This window comes from Neorhizobium tunisiense (assembly GCF_039631515.1).
Classification (GTDB): Bacteria; Pseudomonadota; Alphaproteobacteria; order Rhizobiales; family Rhizobiaceae; genus Neorhizobium.
Window position 1 is genome coordinate 1,696,517 of sequence record NZ_JBDIUU010000001.1, and the last position, 18,687, is coordinate 1,715,203.

At 61.6% G+C, this 18,687-nt stretch carries 16 protein-coding genes and 1 tRNA gene; 5 read left to right on the plus strand and 12 right to left on the minus strand.

The genetic code is table 11. From position 1 onward, the window contains the following. Position 1: 1 nt before the first annotated feature. Entirely contained in the window at positions 2-394 is a 393-nt protein-coding gene (locus tag ABCW43_RS08880) for a PRC-barrel domain-containing protein (RefSeq protein WP_105404153.1), read from the minus strand. A 290-nt stretch (positions 395-684) separates the two neighbouring features. Here ABCW43_RS08880 and ABCW43_RS08885 point away from each other — a divergent pair, with 290 nt between their 5' ends. The 3 genes from ABCW43_RS08885 to pgi all read left to right on the plus strand — a co-directional run bounded on the left by ABCW43_RS08885 (position 685) and on the right by pgi (position 5,477). Further along, on the plus strand, positions 685-2,382 hold the full coding sequence (locus ABCW43_RS08885) for a long-chain fatty acid--CoA ligase (RefSeq protein WP_345923145.1): 1,698 nt from the start codon (positions 685-687) through the stop codon (positions 2,380-2,382). Between the two features lie 137 nt (positions 2,383-2,519). After that, a complete protein-coding gene (locus ABCW43_RS08890) occupies positions 2,520-3,764 on the plus strand; it encodes an alpha/beta hydrolase (RefSeq protein ID WP_345923146.1) in 1,245 nt (414 codons plus the stop codon). An 87-nt stretch (positions 3,765-3,851) separates the two neighbouring features. Then, positions 3,852-5,477, plus strand: coding sequence for a glucose-6-phosphate isomerase (gene pgi, locus ABCW43_RS08895; protein WP_345923148.1), 1,626 nt, complete (start codon positions 3,852-3,854; stop codon positions 5,475-5,477). A gap of 58 nt (positions 5,478-5,535) precedes the next feature. On the opposite strand, the gene ABCW43_RS08900 is transcribed toward pgi, so the two are convergent. The 4 genes from ABCW43_RS08900 to pyrC all read right to left on the minus strand — a co-directional run bounded on the left by ABCW43_RS08900 (position 5,536) and on the right by pyrC (position 9,666). Continuing rightward, positions 5,536-6,462, minus strand: a complete 927-nt coding sequence (locus tag ABCW43_RS08900) for a carbohydrate kinase family protein (protein WP_345923150.1) — start codon at positions 6,460-6,462, stop codon at positions 5,536-5,538. A gap of 79 nt (positions 6,463-6,541) precedes the next feature. Next, positions 6,542-7,237: an orotate phosphoribosyltransferase gene (locus tag ABCW43_RS08905; RefSeq protein WP_345923152.1), complete on the minus strand. Its 696-nt coding sequence runs from the start codon at positions 7,235-7,237 to the stop codon at positions 6,542-6,544. An 85-nt stretch (positions 7,238-7,322) separates the two neighbouring features. Further along, positions 7,323-8,501, minus strand: coding sequence for a GGDEF domain-containing protein (locus ABCW43_RS08910; protein ID WP_345923153.1), 1,179 nt, complete (start codon positions 8,499-8,501; stop codon positions 7,323-7,325). 121 nt (positions 8,502-8,622) lie between these two features. Next, a complete protein-coding gene (pyrC, locus tag ABCW43_RS08915; protein WP_345923156.1) occupies positions 8,623-9,666 on the minus strand; it encodes a dihydroorotase in 1,044 nt (347 codons plus the stop codon). Between the two features lie 233 nt (positions 9,667-9,899). On the opposite strand from pyrC, the gene ABCW43_RS08920 reads away from it, so the two are divergent. Further along, the gene (locus ABCW43_RS08920) at positions 9,900-10,826 is read left to right on the plus strand and encodes a tetratricopeptide repeat protein (protein ID WP_345923158.1); all 927 of its coding nucleotides are present in this window, start codon (positions 9,900-9,902) and stop codon (positions 10,824-10,826) included. Position 10,827: 1 nt separating this feature from the next. Here ABCW43_RS08920 and ABCW43_RS08925 read toward each other — a convergent pair whose 3' ends face one another. The 5 genes from ABCW43_RS08925 to ABCW43_RS08945 all read right to left on the minus strand — a co-directional run bounded on the left by ABCW43_RS08925 (position 10,828) and on the right by ABCW43_RS08945 (position 15,439). Then, the gene (locus ABCW43_RS08925) at positions 10,828-11,865 is read right to left on the minus strand and encodes a 4-hydroxyproline epimerase (RefSeq protein WP_345923161.1); all 1,038 of its coding nucleotides are present in this window, start codon (positions 11,863-11,865) and stop codon (positions 10,828-10,830) included. A gap of 14 nt (positions 11,866-11,879) precedes the next feature. Further along, positions 11,880-12,587, minus strand: coding sequence for an SDR family oxidoreductase (locus ABCW43_RS08930; protein WP_345923162.1), 708 nt, complete (start codon positions 12,585-12,587; stop codon positions 11,880-11,882). An 82-nt stretch (positions 12,588-12,669) separates the two neighbouring features. Then, positions 12,670-14,202, minus strand: coding sequence for a glycosyltransferase family 39 protein (locus ABCW43_RS08935; protein WP_345923164.1), 1,533 nt, complete (start codon positions 14,200-14,202; stop codon positions 12,670-12,672). Between the two features lie 137 nt (positions 14,203-14,339). Further along, positions 14,340-14,810 carry a nuclear transport factor 2 family protein gene (locus ABCW43_RS08940; RefSeq protein WP_345923166.1) on the minus strand — a complete coding sequence of 157 codons (471 nt, stop codon included), beginning with the start codon at positions 14,808-14,810 and terminating at the stop codon, positions 14,340-14,342. Further along, positions 14,807-15,439, minus strand: a complete 633-nt coding sequence (locus ABCW43_RS08945; protein WP_345923169.1) for a pyridoxamine 5'-phosphate oxidase family protein — start codon at positions 15,437-15,439, stop codon at positions 14,807-14,809. Before ABCW43_RS08945 ends, ABCW43_RS08940 begins: the two co-directional genes overlap by 4 nt. Before the next feature lie 121 nt (positions 15,440-15,560). Between ABCW43_RS08945 and ABCW43_RS08950 the strand changes: the two genes are divergently transcribed. Beyond that, the gene (locus tag ABCW43_RS08950; RefSeq protein ID WP_345923171.1) at positions 15,561-16,469 is read left to right on the plus strand and encodes a LysR family transcriptional regulator; all 909 of its coding nucleotides are present in this window, start codon (positions 15,561-15,563) and stop codon (positions 16,467-16,469) included. A gap of 390 nt (positions 16,470-16,859) precedes the next feature. Here the strand turns inward: ABCW43_RS08950 and ABCW43_RS08955 are convergent. Together ABCW43_RS08955 and ABCW43_RS08960 are read right to left on the minus strand one after the other, a co-directional pair. After that, positions 16,860-16,936: transfer RNA gene (locus tag ABCW43_RS08955), tRNA-Arg, on the minus strand. A gap of 138 nt (positions 16,937-17,074) precedes the next feature. Next, positions 17,075-18,571: a sensor histidine kinase gene (locus ABCW43_RS08960; RefSeq protein WP_445738909.1), complete on the minus strand. Its 1,497-nt coding sequence runs from the start codon at positions 18,569-18,571 to the stop codon at positions 17,075-17,077. Between the last annotated feature and the right edge of the window lie 116 nt (positions 18,572-18,687).

Genomic DNA, 18,687 nt, shown 5'->3' on the forward strand with positions numbered 1-18,687 from the left:
CTTACATCCAGTACGGCGGAATGCCGTAATAGTCGTAGATCGTCCGGCCCTTGTCGTTGTACCAGGTATCGTCATCCAGATCGCGGTAACGCGGGGCGCCGGTGATCTGCTCCTTGGTCAGGTCGATGCGGTAGCCGTCGAGCTGTTCGTCATAACGGAGCTTTTCCCAGGGCAGCGGATAATAGTCGTCGCCGATACCCAGAAAGCCGCCGAAGCTGAGGACCGCATAACCAACGCGGCCGCCGCGCTTTTCGAGAAGCACCCGGACGATGGAGCCGATATGCTTGCCGTCGGCACCATAAACCTTTGTCCCTTCGACCTTGTCGCTGGCGATCAACGATGGGCTGTCCTTGACATAGGGGTCCTGCCCGGCTCGTGGTTCTTGATGCAACATTGCGCACCTCCTTTTCGTGATTCCTCGTGCATTTTGCACCGCATGGAAAACGCCCGAATGTTTGGGATGTTCCCTCGCCGGTTTAACTACACCTAGATACGAACGCCAGGATACGAACGCCAGACTCTAATTGACGTTTACGTCAAAGGTAGATAGCTGTTTAAATCTGTGCGGATGGCTTGATGCTGTCGCGGCATGGCATAATCTGTTGTTCGCGGGAAGGTGGAGGACCTGACCTGCACGCGCCGGGAAAGCGCGAGACAACAACAAGAACGATAGAGGAGGTCGGCATGAACGAAGTCACCGCACGCACCGGTGCCAATCCACCCAAGATCTGGCTCGCCTCCTATCCGCCGACGGTGCCGGCCGAGATCCCGCCGCTGCAGCATCATTCACTCGGAGACCTCTTCGAGGACAGCTGTGTTCGGTATGCGGACCGCCCGGCCTTTTCGAGCATGGGTAAGTCGCTGACCTACCGTCAGCTCGAAGCGGAAAGCCGCAAGATCGGTGCCTGGCTGCAGGCCCAGGGCCTCGTCAAGGGCGACCGCGTGGCGGTGATGTTGCCCAACATTCTCCAGAACCCGGTGATCGTCTACGGCATCCTTCGCGTCGGCATGGTCGTCGTCAACATCAACCCGCTCTATACGCCGCGCGAACTGGCCTATCAGCTCAAGGATGCCGGTGCCAAGGCGATCTTCGTACTCGAAAACTTTGGCCATACCGTGCAGCAGGCTTTGCCCCAGACGGAGATCAAGCACGTGGTCGTCGCCACGATGGGCGACATGCTGGGCCTGAAGGGCCATATCGTCAATCTGGTCGTTCGCAAGGTGAAGAAGCTGGTGCCGGAATGGTCGCTGCCGTCGGCCCGAAGCTTCAAGCAGGTAATTGCCGAGGGCGCCCGGCAGACGATGAATGCGGTCGAAGTCTCGTCTCGGGATATCGCCTTCCTGCAATATACCGGCGGCACGACCGGCATTTCCAAGGGGGCCATCCTCACCCATGCCAACCTGCTCGCCAACAAGGAGCAGATGGGGCTGTGGCTGGAAACCGCCTTCCTCAACAAGCCGCGACCGGACCAGCTTCAGTTCCTCTGCGCCCTGCCGCTCTATCATATCTTTGCGCTGACGGTGAATTCGCTGATGGGGGTTGCGACCGGCAGCCATAACATCCTGATCGCAAATCCCCGCGATATCCCGGCCTTCGTCAAGGAATTGCAAAAATACAAGGTCCACATCTTCCCCGGGCTCAACACGCTGTTCAACGCGCTGATGAACAACCCGGATTTCCAGAAGCTCGACTTCTCCTCGCTGTTGCTCGTTTTCGGCGGCGGCATGTCGGTGCAGCGGCCGGTCGCCGAACGCTGGCTGAAGATGACCCATTGCCAGATCACCGAGGGTTACGGCCTGTCGGAAACCTCGCCGGTCGCCACCGCCAACCGGCTCGACGCCACCGAGTTCAGCGGCATGATCGGGCTTCCCATCTCGTCCACGGAAATCGCGATCCGTAACGACGACGATTCCGAAGTGGAACTCGGCGATGTCGGTGAGATCTGCATCCGCGGCCCGCAGGTGATGGCCGGTTACTGGAACCGCCCGGACGAAACCGCCAAGGTCATGACGGCGGACGGTTATTTCCGGACCGGCGACATGGGCTACATGGACCGCCAAGGCTATACGAAGATCGTCGACCGAAAGAAGGACATGATCCTCGTCTCCGGCTTCAACGTCTATCCGAACGAAGTCGAAGAGGTCGTCGCAACCCATCCCGGCGTGCTGGAATGTGCGGCGATCGGCGTGCCGGACGAACATTCCGGCGAGGCGGTGAAGCTCTTCGTGGTCAAGAAGGATCCGAACCTGACGGAAGCGGATCTCAAGGCCCATTGCGTGACCAGCCTGACCGGCTACAAGCGCCCGCGTTTCATCGAATTCCGCACCGAGCTGCCGAAATCCAATGTCGGCAAGATCCTGCGACGGGAGCTGCGCGGCTAACCTACCGTTGCAACGCTGCGACAGACGACGACTAAGCGTGTGTCGTAAAGCCGAAATCCTTCCGTTAGCGGTGGACGATGCGGCAGTCCTTGATTAGCCCTCTCTGCGGGGGCTGGGCAAAGCATGTTGGAGTTCGCTTGGAGAGCCGCGCCGGATTTTCGTTTCGTGTAATCGCCGTCGCCACGGTGTTGAGCGTCCTTGCAGGCTGTGCGGGGCGTCCCGAAGGTGTGCTCATTCCGACCAATAGCCAGGCAGCCGGAACCTCGAAGGTCGACGTGCTGGTGGCAACCACTCGCCGGTCTTCCCAAACGCCGGGCGTCCTCTTCTCCGGCGAGCGTGGCAAGGAACCCGTCGTTACCGAGATTGCGGTCTCCATCCCGCCGGACAAGGCTCGCGAGGTCGGGCAGGTGCAGTGGCCATCGAAGCTGCCTGCCAATCCCGCGAAGGAGTTCGCTACCGTTTCCGTGACGCCGCTCGCCACCCCGGCGGCTCAATCCTGGCTGAAGGGCCACCTGGGCAAAAGCCGGCGCGTGCTGGTCTTCGTGCATGGTTTCAACAACCGCTACGAGGACGCGGTCTACCGCTTCGCCCAGATCGTCCACGACTCCAATGCTGACGTCGCTCCGGTGCTGTTCACCTGGCCGTCGCGCGGCAGCGTCTTCGCCTATAACTACGACAAGGAAAGCACCAACTATTCCCGCGATGCGCTGGAGGAGATGCTGCGCCGGCTGGCGAAAGAGCCGAACGTCGGGGAAATCACCGTCATGGCCCATTCGATGGGATCGTGGCTGACCGTCGAGGCGCTCCGCCAGATGGCAATTCGGGACGGCCGCGTGGCGCCGAAGATCCAGAACGTCATCCTCGCCTCCCCCGACCTCGATGTCGACGTGTTCGGCCAGCAACTTGCCGAGATCGGCGAGAAGCGGCCGCATTTCACGCTGTTCGTTTCCCGCGACGACCGGGCGCTCAGCCTGTCGCGACGGATTTCCGGCAATATCGACCGGCTCGGCCAGGTGGATCCGACCGTCGAGCCCTATCGCAGCGAATTCGAGAAAGCGGGAATCGCGGTTCTGGACCTCACCGCGCTCAAGACCGGCGACCGGCTGAACCACGGCAAGTTCGCGGAAAGCCCGGAAGTGGTGAAGCTGATCGGCAACCGGCTGATCGAAGGCCAGACGGTGACCGATTCGGACGTCGGGCTCGGCGAGACGCTCGGTGCTGTGGCCCTCGGGACGGCTCAAACCGTGGGCAGCGCAGCGAGCGTGGCCGTCAGCACACCAATAGCCATCTTCGATCCGACCACGCGGCGGAACTACAAGGACCAGGTCGACCGCTTCGGCAACTCGATCGGCAACGCCGTCGGGACCGCGGTTGGACAATAAACGCATCATCGGTGCGGCCGTGCTTGATTTGACATGGAAACCGAATAGGTTCCCGATCATCCCATTCCGAGTGCCGAGGAGCCCCCCATGCAGGCCATCGTCCAAGACCTGAAATCCACCGTCGCGAAAACCAATGCCACGGATATCCGCGCCGCCTTTGCCGCCGATTCCGGCCGGTTTGCCAAGTTCAGCGCCGTTTTCGATGATCTCCTGATGGACTATTCCAAGACGGCCGTGAACGACGAGATCATGGTCCTGCTCGAAAAGCTGGCGGATGCCGGCGGCGTCGCCAGGAAGCGTGAGGAGATGTTCTCGGGCGTCGCGATCAACTTCACCGAAGGCCGCGCCGTTCTGCACACGGCGCTACGCAACCGTGCCAACACGCCGGTCATGGTCGACGGCAAGGATGTGATGCCGGATGTCAACGGCGTGCTCGCCGCCATGGGCAAGTTCGCCGACGGCATCCGCTCGGGGGCGCTGAAGGGCGCGACGGGCAAAAAGATCACCGATATCGTCAATATCGGCATCGGCGGCTCCGATCTCGGCCCGGTCATGGTCACCCTGGCGCTGGCGCCCTTCCATGACGGTCCGCGGGCGCATTTCGTCTCCAACGTCGATGGCGCGCATATCGCCGACACGCTGAAGCTGCTCGATGCGGAAACGACGCTGTTCATCGTCGCTTCCAAGACGTTCACGACCATCGAGACGATGACCAATGCGGCCTCGGCGCGCGCCTTCATTGCCGACAAGCTTGGGGAAGCAGCCGTCGGGCATCACTTCTGCGCCGTGTCCACCGCGCTCGACAAGGTCGCCGCCTTCGGCATCGACAGCGACCGCATCTTCGGGTTCTGGGACTGGGTCGGCGGACGTTATTCGATCTGGTCGGCGATCGGCCTGCCGCTGATGATCGCCGTCGGGCGTGAGAATTTCGGCAAGTTCCTGGACGGCGCGCATGCGATGGACACCCATTTCCGCACCGCGCCGGTGCGCCAGAACCTGCCGATGCTGCTCGGCCTGATCGGCTTCTATCACCGCAACGTTCTCGGTTATCCGTCCCGCGCCATCCTGCCCTATGACCAGCGGCTGCTGCGCTTCCCGGCCTATCTGCAGCAGCTCGACATGGAATCGAACGGCAAGGGCGTGACAATCGACGGCACCCCGGTCGAGGGCAATTCCGGCCCGGTCGTGTGGGGCGAACCCGGCACCAACGGCCAGCACGCCTTCTACCAGCTCATTCACCAGGGCACGACCGTCATCCCGGCCGAGTTCATGATCGCCGCCAACAGTTTCGAGCCGCATCTGCGCCATCAGCACGAGCTGCTGATCGCCAACTGCCTGGCGCAGTCGGAAGCGCTGATGAAGGGCCGCACCGTGGCGGAAGCCAAGGCGCAGCTGACCTCGAAGGGCATGGACGACAAACAGGCCGATTTCATCGCGCCGCACCGCGTCTTCACCGGCAACCGCCCCTCGATCACCTTCGTCTACGACAAGCTGACGCCGTTCGCGCTCGGCCGGCTGATCGCGCTCTACGAACACCGCGTCTTCGTCGAGGGCGTGCTGTTCCGCATCAATTCCTTCGACCAGTGGGGCGTCGAGCTCGGCAAGGAGCTGGCGACCGGCCTGCTGCCCGTCGTGGAAGGCAAGGAGAGCGCCGGCAGCCACGACGCCTCGACGCAGGGGCTGGTAAAGGCATTGCTCGCCGCCCGGAAATAACGTTTCGGCCCTTCCTCAAGAGCCGACTTATTTTCGCTTGCAGAAGGAGGATCGGACCTCAGAGTCCGATCTCGTGGGCGAACGGCGGGTTGGCGCCGGCCCGCGATACCGTGACGGCAGCGGCCTTTGCGCCGAGCGCCAGCGCCTTGGCTATCTGGTCTTCGCTGAGGTTCGCAACCTGCGCCTTAGTCAGCAGGTCCTGCATCTTCAGCGAGGCGAGAATGCCTGCATCGAACGTATCGCCGGCGCCGACCGTGTCGACCACGGTGACGCGCTCGCTCGGTACCGAAACCTTGAAGCTGTTGGTATAGCCGGTCGCGCCATCTGCGCCGCGGGTCAGCACAACCAGCTTGGCGCCCTGATCCAGCCAATGCGCCGCGAGCGTATCGTGGTCACCCTGCATGCCGAACCAGTCAAGGTCCTCATCGGAAAACTTGATGATGTCCGACATGGAGGCCATCCGGCGGACGCGGTCCATGTGCTTCGGCTTGTCCTTGATGAAGCCCGGGCGGATATTCGGATCGAAGGAGATGACCCGCTTCTGATATTCGCGGGCCATCAACGCCTCGTAGGTGGCGCCGCAGGGCTCGGGGATCAGGCTGATCGCGCCGAAATGCATGGCCTCGCAGTCATCGCCGAGCACCGGCAGGTCTGCCTCGGTGATCATCCGGCCGGCAGTGCCTTCGTCGTAGAAGGCATAGGTCGCCTGGCCGTTGACGAGTTTCACAAAAGCGATCGTCGTCGGTCGCGAGGAAACCGCGGCGAGACTGTAATCCACGCCGCTCTTTGCCAACGTGTCCCGCAGGACGTCTCCCATCAGGTCGTCGGAAATGCCGGTGAAAAACGCAACCGGCTGGCCAAGCCGGCCGAGCGCGATCGCTGTGTTGAAGATCGCGCCGCCGGCGTAAGGCGCAAAGCCTTTTTCACCGAGCGTGGTGTCACGCGGAAGCATATCGATCAGGGCTTCGCCGCAGCACAAAATCATAAAAATCCTCCCGCGCGCTTTCTCAGTCACTTTTTTCAATCGATTAAGCGAGCTTTTGCCAAAAGGCCAGAGCAAAAAATCAGAGCGCTATCTCGCTGACGCCGCCATTGCGCCCCGACCAGGCCAGCGGCGCGTCGAGAAAGGCCTCGACTTCCGACAGCGTGTTGTCATCGAAAAGCTTGCCCTCCCTGGCTGCCGCCAGCACATTGCGCCAGGTGGCGATGTGATGAAGCTTCACCTGGCCGTTCGAGAAACGCTCGTAGGCTTCCGGGAAGATATCATAGAAGAAGAGCGCGATGCCGTGATCGACAGTGGCGCCGGTTGCGCGGATCGCATCGATGAATTTGAACATGCTGCCGCCGGCAGTCGTCAGGTCCTCGATGACCAGCACGCGCGCACCCTCCGGCAGATGGCCCTCGATCTGTGCATTGCGCCCGTGGCCCTTCGGCGCCTTACGGACATAGATCATCGGCAGGCCCAAACGCTCGGCAAGGAAAGCCGCAAAGGGAATGCCCGCCGTCTCGCCGCCGGCAACGCAGTCGAATTTCTCGAAACCGGCGTCGCGCATGACGGTCGCGGCCGCGAAATCCATGATCGCCGAGCGGATGCGTGGATAGGAAATCAGCTTGCGGCAGTCGATATAGACCGGGCTCATCAGCCCCGAGGCGAATTTGTAGGGCTTGTCGGCGCTGAAATGGACCGCTCCGATCTCCCAGAGCATCTTCGCCATCAGTTCGGCCATTACGCCGCGGTCCGGAAATGTGGTTTGAATCATGCGCCCGCTCCTTTTGTCAAAACCACGCGCCGCAATAGCAGCATGCGGCCGAGTATGCCAGACGATGCGAAAAATAAGGATGGAGTCAGGCGGTAGTGCGTGTTTCGCTCGTATCCACGGGGCGCAGATAGCCTGCGACATGCACGCGGTCGCGGCCGGCCCGTTTTGCTTCGTAGAGCGCGTTGTCGGCCAGACCGAGCACGGTTTCGAAAGGCTGGCCGGTCGGGGCACCGGCCGCGACACCGGCGCTGACCGTGCACTTGAGCACCGCGTCGCCGATGATGATCTCGCGGGCGGCGAAGCGGCGGGAAATGTCGTTGGCGATGCGTTCGGCCCGTCCGGGAAGGACGTTGACGAGGATCATCACGAACTCCTCGCCTCCAAGCCGCGCCACGGTGTTGCGAATTTTGGTGCCGCTTCTGAGATCCTCGGCAAAAAGCCTCAGCACTTCGTCGCCGGCGGCATGGCCGTGCTGGTCGTTGATGGCCTTGAACCGATCGATATCGAAAACGACGACGGCGGTCGACGGACCGAGCGTGCGATGGCCATGCTGCTCGAAGAGAGCACGGCGGTTGAGAAGCCCCGTCAGCGCATCGGTGATCGCCTCGTGGCGATGGTGGGCTGCCATGCGCCACTGATGCAGCGCCAGCGACAGTGCGCCGATGCCGGTCATGCCGGCGATGCAGACAGCGATATTGAGGTTTTCGGCCCAGTTGTCGGGCGCGTGGCCCAGCACCCATTGTTGCCCGTCGATCAGGACGACAGCACATAGGGCGAAAGACACCGCGGTGGCGGCGTAGAGCACCGCCATTCCGATGAGCGGTCCCGGCGCCTCCCGGCGTGCGCGCCAATATTGCCTGGCGGTTTCGAGGAGCAGCCCGGCCGTGGCAAGGTTCATGACGATGAACCCGAGGCCGTCGAGGCCGGCAATCATCAATGGCAGTCCGAAAGTGACGGAAGCGGCGGTAATGGCACCGGCCATTACCCAGGGCCGGGTCCCGTTGCGGAACTGCACCGATGCCGCATAGATCGTGCCGAACCCCGCCATCAGGAACGTGTAGGCGATCGATGCACCCACAACGTCGGCCTCGACCGTATAGGAACTATAGGCGAAAATGCCCGAAACCGTGAGGCAGAGCGCGATGACAAGGGTGAGAAGGAAGGAATCGGTGCGGCGCGAATACCATGTCCCGAACAGCGTCACCATCAGGCACGCCGCCGAGACGCCCAGCGCGAGCAGAAGAGAATGGTAGTCGAGCATCATGCCTAGCTTTCTCTTCGGGTACATCCCCGCCGGAAAATCCTGGGCGTCAAGCTAAGCCCGGATTCTATCCAAAAGGTTACCGGATCGATCCAGATACCGTCAGCCCCCCAAACATTAGCATTTACTTATCAAACACTTGCCAATGAAGCGGGAACATTGGATCAAAGACTGTGATCGGCCCGGCGCCACTCTCGCGTTTGTCGGGAAACCTTACCGGCTCGTCGCGTTTTTCGAGCGTGATCGTTTCTTCGTTCGGCTTCAGCCCATACCAGGCCGGGCCGTTCAGCGAGGTGAACGCCTCCAGCTTGTCGAGCGCGTTGTCGGCCTCGAACACATGCGCAAGGCAGCTCATGGTGTTGATGGACGTATAGATGCCGGCACAACCGCAGCCGCATTCCTTGAGCGGATCGACATGGGGGGCGGAATCTGTGCCGAGGAAGAACCGCGGATCACCGGATGTCGCCGCAGCCCTGAGCGCCAGGCGGTGGTTCTCGCGCTTGGCGACCGGCAGGCAGTAATAATGGGGGCGGATGCCGCCGACCAGGATGGCGTTACGATTGATGATCAGGTGGTGGGTAGTGATCGAGCCTGCGAGATTGCCTTTCGACGACTTGATGTAGTCGATGCCGTCGGCGGTCGTCACGTGCTCCATCGTGACTTTCAGTTCCGGCAGGCGTTTGCGCAGCGGATCGAGCACGGTCTCGATGAAGACTGCCTCGCGGTCGAAGATATCGACCTCCGGCGTGGTCACCTCGCCATGCACGCAGAGCGGCAGGCCGATCTTCGCCATGCGTTCCAGAACCGGCATCGCCTTGTTGAAATCGCGCACGCCGCCATGGGAATTGGTCGTGGCCCCGGCGGGATAGAGCTTCACGGCCGAGATCAGGCCGCTCCTCTTGCCCTCTTCCACATCGTCCGGGTCAGTATTCTCCGTCAGGTAGAGCGTCATCAGCGGCTCGAAGCGATCGCCTGCCGGAAGGGCGGCGAGAATGCGCTCGCGATAGGCCCTGGCATCCGAGGTCGTCACCACCGGCGGCACCAGATTGGGCATGATGATTGCGCGTGCGAAATGCCGGCTCGTATCGCCGATCACCGCTCGCAGGACGTCGCCGTCGCGCAGGTGCAGGTGCCAGTCGTCAGGGCGGCGGATCTTGAGCGTCTTCATGGGAGAACTTCCGGACGTGGTCGATCCATCCGCCATAACATCAATGGTTCGGGCAAAACAATCCGATGATGCGAGGAACCTGCAATCCAGCAGGCCAGATGTAGGTTATTTCTCACGCAGATGTGCGGGATCCAAGGGCTTTTCGCGCGCGAAACATGAAAGGCACACGGAACCGGTGCCTGCTTCCGGCGTTCGTTAAGCAATCTGAAGAGTAAGTTAAATCGGAGCGCAAAATGAAATCCCGCCTCTCGAAAGTCAACAGGGGTTTTGCAATTGCCACAGGTACCGCCGCCGCGCTCTGCGCCCTGACGGTTTCCCTTGGCGCGGAGGAACGCGCCAACCTGCAGCTCACCTCTGCCATGCAGACGGAATGTGACCGCCTCGCCGGCAGCCCCTACGATCAGCAGCGCAATGGAGAGTTTGCCCCTGTCGGCATTTCGGATATCGACGGCACCGCGGTAGACGCATGCCGCATGGCCTATGACGCGACCGGCAATCCGCGTTTCGCCTATCAGCTCGGCCGGGCTCTGAACAAGACCCAGCAGGCCGACCAGGCGATGAACGCCTACGATGTTGCAGTCCAGGCGGGATATGCTGCCGCCAAGGTGAACTTCGGCATGCTGATGGGTCGGCTCGGCGACGAGCGGTCGGAATTCCAACTCTATACCGAGGCTGCCAATGGCGGCAACGTGCTCGCAGCCTACAATCTCGGCGTCGCCTATCGCGATGGCCTCGGCACCCAACCGGATGTCCAGCGGGCATTGATCTGGTTCGAAAAGGCGGCGGCGGAAGGCGACGATACCGCCGCTTTCAATATCGGCGCGATCTATGATGAAGGCCAACTCGTGGCGCAGGACGACCAGACGGCGATCGCCTGGTACGACCTTGCGGCTGAGCGTGGCAATGCCGATGCGATGATCAATCTCGGGCTGATGTACGAAGCGGGCGAAGGCATCGAAGCGAACGCCCTCAAGGCTGCCGAAATGTACGGCAAAGCTGCCGAGAAAGGCGATGTCTTCGGGGCCTACAAGTTCCTGCAGATGCAGGAACTGGGTATTGTCCCAGGGCCAAGCGACCCGGCGACGACCGAAGGCGTCAATTCGCTGGTCCTGAAGCCGGGCGACATGGAACAGTCGGCAGGCAACGGCAAGGAAATCTAAATCAGATTTCCCCGGCCGATGGCCCCCAGACGTCGGTCATTGCAAATCCGTCGGACAGCGGGTCGAACGGATCAAGGGCTATCTGATGCAGACCGAAGGTAAAGCCACGGCCGGTGATCGTCGGGATGATTGCCGGCTTTCCCGCGACCTCCGTCTCGGACGCCAGCCCTACCTCGAACTGAGAGCCGATGATCGAGCGCGACTTGAAGACATCCCCCACCCTCACCTTGCCGCGCGCATGGAGCGCTGCCAGATTGGCGGAATTGCCGGTGCCGCAGGGTGAACGGTCCGCCCGGCCGGGCCACATCGTGGTGCAGGTCCGCACCGTGCCGTCGGCTTCCGTATCCCGGAACATCACGTAAGCGACGCCGGAGATCGCCGGAATTTCGGGGTGCATGACCTCGATCTGCCTGTTGATGAGGTCCTTCAGAACCATGCCTGCCTGGACGAGTGCTGCCGCATTGCCCTTCTCGATGGTCAGGCCGATCTGGCCGACATCCACCAGCCCGTAAAAGATCCCGCCGTAACAAAGGTCGAGCGTGATCTCGCCCCATGACGGGGTCTGAACCTTGACGTCAAGCTGATGCACGAAAGACGGCACCATGGTGAGCTTCACTTTTTCGCAACGTCCGTCGCGGCAGGTGGCGGTCGCACGAACGAGGCCGGCGGCGGTCTCAAGTGTCACGACGGTTTCAGGCTCCTGCATTTCGACAATGCCGGATTCCAGAAGCGCTGTCGTGACGCAGATCGAGTTCGAGCCGGAACTCGCATGCGCCTGGTCCGGCTGCAGGATGATGAAGGCGGCGTCCGCATCGGGATGTTTCGGCGGCAGCAACAGGTTGACCGAGCCTATCGGCGCACCGCGCGGCTCAAGGCAGAGGAAACGGCGAAGCTCGTTGCCCTTCGGATCGGTGTTCAGCCAGTGAAGCTGGGCGGCAACCGTTTCGCCCGGGATTTTCGGCACGCCGCCGATCGCGACCTTGCCGATCTCGCCCTCGCAATGAACGTCCAGCAACTGGATCGTGCGCTTCCATCTCATCTCGAATACTCCGATCAGACGTGACGGGTGGCGCCGCCATCGACGCGGATGTTCTGGCCGGTGATATAGCCCGCGCCGTCCGACAGGAGGAAAGAGGCGGTCTTTGCGATTTCTTCTACCTGGCCGACACGCTTCATCGGCACCTTTTCCGCCGTCCCCGGCTTGTGGTCGAGACTGTCGATGAACCCCGGGAGGATGCAGTTCATGCGGATGTTGTCGGCTGCATAACGATCCGAATAGAGTTTTGTGAAGGCACCTGCAGCGGCACGGTAGGTGCAGGAAACCGGGAAGACGAGCGAGGGCTCGTAGGCGGCGAAGGTGGTGATGTTGACGAAGGCGCCCTTGCCCTGTTTCAGCATGACCGGCGTCACCAGCCGCGCCATGCGCACCAGCGACAGGATCATCATGTCCGAGCCGAGCGTCCAGTCCTCGTCGCTGATGTCGAGCAGGTCGCCCTTCGGCGGATGGCCGGTATGATTGACCACCGCATCGATGCGGCCGTAGGTCTTCATGGCGAGGTCGAAGATCGCCTGGATGTCCTCGGCCTTTTCCGCGACGCCGCGGGAGGCAACGCCGCCGAGTTCTGCCGCCAGCCTCTCGCAGCTTTCGGAGGGCGACATCAGCGCGAGCTTGTAACCCTCGGCGTGCAGTTCGCGGGCAATCGCCTCACCCATGCCACGTCCGCCGCCGGTAATCAGCGCGACCTTTTCCGTCTCAGCCATCGGAATCTCCTTGGGTCTTTATCCGCCTGCGAGCAGGCTTTCCCGAACAGATATATCAGCCTCGCGGGTTTGCCTACCGTCTTCAGCGAAGCCAGAGATAACCGAGGTTGAGCTGCATTTTTCCGTCGCCGTAATAATAGGGCCGCAAGAGGGATTTTGCAGGCGACGGGGTCAATCCGAGCCTATCGACGGAGGAAAGATCGATCGGCGGCGAGCCTGATGCGCGCCCGCTATCGGCCCAGATTGCCAGAACCGGCCCCTTCATGGCGTCTGCAGCCGGGAAACCGGCAATCGGCTGTTCGGAATTGATGACCGGCACATCGGGAAACTGCAATCGCATATTGCCAGCCAGGTTCATGCCGGCTGCAACGATCACCGCCGGCCGGCCGTCGGCTTTAAGAAATTCTGCGACGGAGGTGAAGGGGTAGTTGATCCGGGTGTAGCCGCCGGTAAGCCCGCCCGTCAGCGTCTTGCCAGCCAGCGGGACCAGCGTCACGAACATGATGACGACGAAGACGGGGACGAAGCGCCTGAGATGGGAGGCTGTATCGATGCCGGCTCGTTCCAGCTTCAGAAGCAGATAGAGCGGCAAAGGCAGAAGATAGGGATCGAGCCAACGCTCCGTAATCTTGGTCGTGCCGGTGAAAAGGATCACGAGTACGACACCAACAAGGCCGATCGCCATCATCAGCCCCAGAAGGCGTGTCCAGCGGTCGCCTGCCTTCAGCGAGCGCGTGAACTCCCTTTTGAAGGCTACCGCGAAGATGGCGACTGTCAGCGCGCCGAACGCGATGCAGGCAAGCATCAGCGAGCCGAGTGCGCGCGCAATACGGACAATGCCATGCGGAGCGTTGGCCTCAACCATCTTGCCGATCGTGCCCGATGTCGCAAGGTCGAGATTGCCGCGAAGCCAGAGAGCATGCGGGAGGACGATTACAAGGCCAACGATCGCGGTCAGCAGGATGCGCGGATCAAGAAGACGAGCGCGCCACTCCCTGTCGCAGAACACCGCAATGAGGGCAGAGGCCGGCAGCAGCCCGAAATTGTATTTCGAGATCATCCCGATGCCGACCGCGACCCCGACGATCAGGTAGCCCTGCCAATCCGCCCGGACAAGGGTTCGAAAGAGCCCGTAAAGAAACAGCGACGTCGCCATTAGCACCGCGACCGTGTGGGTCAGATCCTGCTGTGGCATGTAGGAGAGCTGCGGCAGCGTGAGCAGGCTCAGCATCGCCATCACCGCAAAGCCGGGTCGGGCATCGACCTCGCGTGCCGCCATGCCGAAGAATACGTAGCACAACAGCAGCATCAGGAATTTCGGCAAGGTCAGCGAAAAGAGCGAGATGCCGATCACGCTGACGAAGGCATTCTGTACCCAGTTGTAAAAAGGCGGCTGCGGCCCGTAGCCGGCAAGCCAATGTTGCGAAAACAGCGCCTGCTCGGCCTCGTCCAGCGTCAGCCCGTTGGGCAACATCAGACGGACGGCGATGCTCAGCAGGAAATAAGCACCCAGAAACAGCGCCGCGGGCCAAAGACCGCCAGCCAGAAACCCGGCTAGCCCACCGGGTTTGTTCAACTCTTCGGAACGCACCGCGCCCACGCTCTCGCGATTCATTTTCGCCTTATAAGAAAGTTATCATACGAAGCGGATGGCACAGCCTGCGACGCGGATCAATAGAAACCGCGCTCGCTGATTTGATAACTCGCCCGAAATTGAACGCATGCGGACTTCCTTCCGACGCCCCTTACCGGTCAAAAACCGAGAGCGCTGAGGCTTGGATGATCGTCGGGCCTGCGTCCGAGCGGCCAATGGAAACGCCGCTCCGCCTCGCGGATGGGCGCGTCGTTGATGGAAGCGAGCCGTCGGCGCATCAGGCCATGTTCGTCGAACTCCCAATTCTCGTTGCCGTAGGAACGGAACCAGTTGCCGCTATCGTCGTGCCACTCATAGGCGAAGCGGACCGCTATGCGGTTCTCCCGGAAACTCCACAGCTCCTTGACGAGACGGTAATCCAGCTCGCGCTGCCATTTGCGGGTGAGGAAGCCGATGATCGCCTCGCGCCCCTCGACGAATTCGGCGCGGTTGCGCCAGTAACTATCGACCGTGTAGGCGAGCGCCACACGCGCCGGGTCCCGGCCGTTCCAGCCATCCTCCGCAAGGCGGACTTTCTCGACCGCCGTTTCCGGGGTGAACGGCGGCAGGGGTGGACGTTGATCGCTCATTGGGTATCTCCATGGATGGCAAGGCGGGCGCGCAGTTCGGCGTTTTCGGTCTCGAGCTCGGCTAGGCGGTTCCGAAGGGGACCGACCGCCTCGGCGACTTGTCCCTCGGTGAAGCGGGGAGTGATGTGCTGCGGACAGTTCCAGTCGAAGCTCTCGAGGCGCAGCCGGAAAATGCGCTCGAGCTTCGCCCGGTAGTCCTGGTCGACGACAAGCGCGGCCAGGGCAGGATCCGCATCGAGCGCCACCTGCTCGACATGCGCATAGATTTTCAGCCGGGCACGACGGGGATAGTCCATCAGGAAGAGGCATGTCCTGTCGTTTGCCGCAACATTGCCGGTGCTGATATACTGGCGATTGCCGCGATAATCCGCAAAGGCCAACGTCCGGTCGTCGATCACCTTCAGGAAGCCGCGCGGGCCGCCCCGGTGCTGGACATAGGGCCAACCCGTCTCCGACACCGTCGCCATGTAGAAGCTGTCCCGGTCGGCGATGAAGGCCGCCTCATTTTCCGTCAGGCGATCGAAGTCACGATCGCCGGCAAAATTCTGCCAGATGTGGTCGGCGCCCATAGCCTTCTGTGCGGCCCGAACGCTGGGTGTGATGGCGATGTCGAGAAAGCCATAGGACATGAAGAAGCTCCTTCCCGGCAGAGCCGCTATCGGCGCCGGTGAAAGGGATGCATAGCTCTTTCCATAATCCAGCATAATATAGTATTGCTGGAACTCATCTTGTCGATAAATGGAAAGATGGATGGATCGCTTCGAAGCCATGTCGATGCTGCTGGAGGTGGTGGACAAGGGTAGTCTGTCTGCCGCAGGTCGGGCGCTCCAGGTGCCCGTTCCGACGCTCAGCCGGAAAATCTCGGAGCTCGAGGCATCGCTCGGCACGCGTCTGCTGATCCGCACGACCCGCAAACTCACCTTGACCGATGTCGGCGCCACTTATGTAGCGGCGGCGCGACGTATACTCGAACAGGTCGAGGATGCGGAACGGGAGGCCGCCGGTGAGTTCACAACGCCAAAGGGCGAATTGGTCATCACGGCGCCGATCATGTTCGGCCGGCTCCATGTCCTGCCCATCGTCATCGATTTCCTGGCCCTGTTTCCCGAAATCAATATCCGCTTGCAGTTGGCCGACCGCAACGTTCATCTCGTCGACGATCATGTCGATATGGCAGTCCGGATCGGCCAATTGCCGGACAGCACGATGGTTGCGACACGGGTCGGATCGATGCGGATGGTGACCTGCGCCAGCCCGGCCCTGCTCGCGGCTCATGGCGTTCCGCAGAGACCGGAGGATCTTCGAAAAATGCCGTGGGTGACATTCGAAGGGCCGGCGCCATCGTCAATCCGGCACATGCTGCCGACAGGATTGAGCGCCACCGCTCCCCCATCGCGCCTTTCCGTCTCGACCGCCGAGGCCGCTGCGGAGGCCGCGATACGCAACGTCGGGGTCACGCGGCTGCTCCATTATCAGGCGGCGGAAGCAATCAAAGCCGGAGCGCTGCGGATCATCCTGGAATCCTTCGAGCCGGAGCCCGCACCCATCCATCTCGCTCACGCCGCGCGCGGTCAGATGCCGCTCAAGATGCGCAGCTTTCTGGATTTTGCCGCACCGAGACTGAGGCAGGCGCTCGGCAGGCTCGGCTCCGCCGCATGACATCGCCGCGGCACGCCGGACGAGATGAACCTGGAAACTGCTTGTTATTGTGCCATCCACCCTATCTTAGAATGGATGTTCGGCCGCAGCACATTTGCACGGGAGCTTCGAAATGACAGTTATTCAGGAAGAACCTCCGACCGCAATCCCCTCGCATCCTGAGGAAATCAAGTCCACTTTTGATCTGCGCGTGGGGAAGAGCATTACCTTGCGAGGCAGCGCCAGAATAACGCCTGTGGGCGTGATCAGCACCGGAATCGCGGTTGCCGCAATGACGTTTGCACTGGGGTATCTCATATCATCAATGCGGCGTCGCGGGAGTTAGGCGGGCGCGCGTTGCCACCGGCAGCCGATCAACTCGCGACAATGTTCAAAGATGAATGGAGGAAATGGCGCACCCGAAGAGATTCGAACTCCTGACCCCCAGATTCGTAGTCTGGTGCTCTATCCAGCTGAGCTACGGGTGCGTCTGCAAGCAGTGCGTCACCGCTTGCGTGGCGATCCTCTAAAACGTCCGCATTCCGATTGCAAGCGATTTTACCGAAGGCAACGTCATTTTGCTGTCACTTCTCGCTCAAACCGTTGAGAAGCAACATTTATTTTCGTCAAGCCCGAACCCGGTAGTCCTCCAGAGAGACCGGACGGTCGGGAATTTCTATCCTAAACTGCGTGCCGGGGCCTGGTTTCTCCACAAGTGCGATGGTGCCGCCATGGGCCAGGACAAGCTCACGGGCGATGACCAGGCCGAGGCCGGTGCCGCCCGACCGCGCCGAGCCACGGAAAGCGGAGAACAGGTTCTCGCGGGCCTTTCGCGGCATGCCGGGGCCGGTGTCGTCGATGGTGATGCTGACGACGCTGCCCACCCGGTGCGCGGAAACCGTTACCCGGCGAACGATGGACGTATCCTGCGGATCGAAGTTCAGCAGCGCCTGCACGGCATTCCGGCAGAGATTGTGGATGACACGGAAAATCTGCTCGCTGTCGCAATCCACTTCGAGATCGGCGGCGATCTGATCCAGGAATTCGATGCCGATCTCCGGATCGATCGCCAGCATGTCGCGCACCTCCTGGGCGAGCGCTGCAAAGCGGATACGGCGACGGCGGGGTGCTGCCTCGGAGGCCTGGCCGTAAGCCAGCACCTCGTTCGTGTAACCTACCGCCCGGTCGATCGTGCGCAACAGTTTCGGCGCGAAACTCCTCACCATCGGATCGTCGACATCCGTCAGGCGGTCCGACATCAACTGCGCCGATGCCAGGATGTTGCGCATGTCGTGGTTGATCTTCGAAACGGCGAGGCCAAGATCGACCAGGTTCTTCTGCTGCTTCAGCGTTCGCTGCAATTGCGCCTGCATGGCTGTGAGGTGCCGGCCGGCGACTGCAAGTTCGCCCCGGGAACGATCGGCGCTAAAGACGCGGCCGGGATCGTCCGGCTGCTCCGAGAAAAACTGCATGCTTTGGGTGAGCCGCCGGATCGGCATGATCATCATCCGGTTGATGGCGAGGAAAATCAGCACGGCGGTAATCAGGGAGATCAGCAGCGACAGGAGAAACATCGTCTTCGAATATTTCAGCATGTCCTTGCGCAACGCGTCGTCGGTCATGACCAGTTCGATGACCATGTCGCTGTCGCCGATCGGGCCATAAACGCGCATGACGCGGCCGCCGCCAAACACGAGAGTGTCGAGCGCGTCGCGCATCGAGGACGCTACCGGGACATTGGCGAGATCGAATACCTGATCGATCTGCGGCTGTGTGTCCGTTGCGGCCAGCAGCCGCGAGGTGCCGTCCTTGCGCAGCGCGATCAACTTGGTGCCCGTCGCAAGCAGGGTATCGTCCTGCACCGCACGGGGAAGCTCGGCGGGCTGCAGTCCGTCGATGACGATGCCGGCGGCGGCGGCGGTATCCAAGCGGTCGCGCAGCCAGTTCATTCGCATGGTGGCGACGGAAGGGACGAAGATGAGGACTTCGGCCATCATCACGAAAATGACGGTGAGCCAGAGAAGCCTGCCGGAAAGGCCGCGGAAAAGGCGCGGCATGGGTTCCGGGCCTACGCCTTCCGGCGAGGACCCCGAGCGCCCCGAGGTATGAACCTCGTCGTCCATGCGGATCTCCATTTCCGAATACCCGGCTCGCCGGGTTGGTGCGAGCCTACGGATGATCGCCCATTTTAGAGGTTCGGCATTTTTTTACCAGTCCCCTTTGCCGCAGTGCAAAAGAG

Coding starts and splice junctions, on each gene's coding strand:
- ABCW43_RS08880 (WP_105404153.1), bottom strand. CDS start 394: ATGTTGCATCAAGAACCACGAGCCGGGCAGGACCCCTATGTCAAGGAC.
- ABCW43_RS08885 (WP_345923145.1), top strand. CDS start 685: ATGAACGAAGTCACCGCACGCACCGGTGCCAATCCACCCAAGATCTGG.
- pgi (WP_345923148.1), top strand. CDS start 3,852: ATGCAGGCCATCGTCCAAGACCTGAAATCCACCGTCGCGAAAACCAAT.
- ABCW43_RS08900 (WP_345923150.1), bottom strand. CDS start 6,462: ATGATTTTGTGCTGCGGCGAAGCCCTGATCGATATGCTTCCGCGTGAC.
- ABCW43_RS08905 (WP_345923152.1), bottom strand. CDS start 7,237: ATGATTCAAACCACATTTCCGGACCGCGGCGTAATGGCCGAACTGATG.
- ABCW43_RS08910 (WP_345923153.1), bottom strand. CDS start 8,501: ATGATGCTCGACTACCATTCTCTTCTGCTCGCGCTGGGCGTCTCGGCG.
- pyrC (WP_345923156.1), bottom strand. CDS start 9,666: ATGAAGACGCTCAAGATCCGCCGCCCTGACGACTGGCACCTGCACCTG.
- ABCW43_RS08920 (WP_345923158.1), top strand. CDS start 9,900: ATGAAATCCCGCCTCTCGAAAGTCAACAGGGGTTTTGCAATTGCCACA.
- ABCW43_RS08925 (WP_345923161.1), bottom strand. CDS start 11,865: ATGAGATGGAAGCGCACGATCCAGTTGCTGGACGTTCATTGCGAGGGC.
- ABCW43_RS08930 (WP_345923162.1), bottom strand. CDS start 12,587: ATGGCTGAGACGGAAAAGGTCGCGCTGATTACCGGCGGCGGACGTGGC.
- ABCW43_RS08935 (WP_345923164.1), bottom strand. CDS start 14,202: ATGAATCGCGAGAGCGTGGGCGCGGTGCGTTCCGAAGAGTTGAACAAA.
- ABCW43_RS08940 (WP_345923166.1), bottom strand. CDS start 14,810: ATGAGCGATCAACGTCCACCCCTGCCGCCGTTCACCCCGGAAACGGCG.
- ABCW43_RS08945 (WP_345923169.1), bottom strand. CDS start 15,439: ATGTCCTATGGCTTTCTCGACATCGCCATCACACCCAGCGTTCGGGCC.
- ABCW43_RS08950 (WP_345923171.1), top strand. CDS start 15,561: ATGGATCGCTTCGAAGCCATGTCGATGCTGCTGGAGGTGGTGGACAAG.
- ABCW43_RS08960 (WP_445738909.1), bottom strand. CDS start 18,571: ATGGACGACGAGGTTCATACCTCGGGGCGCTCGGGGTCCTCGCCGGAA.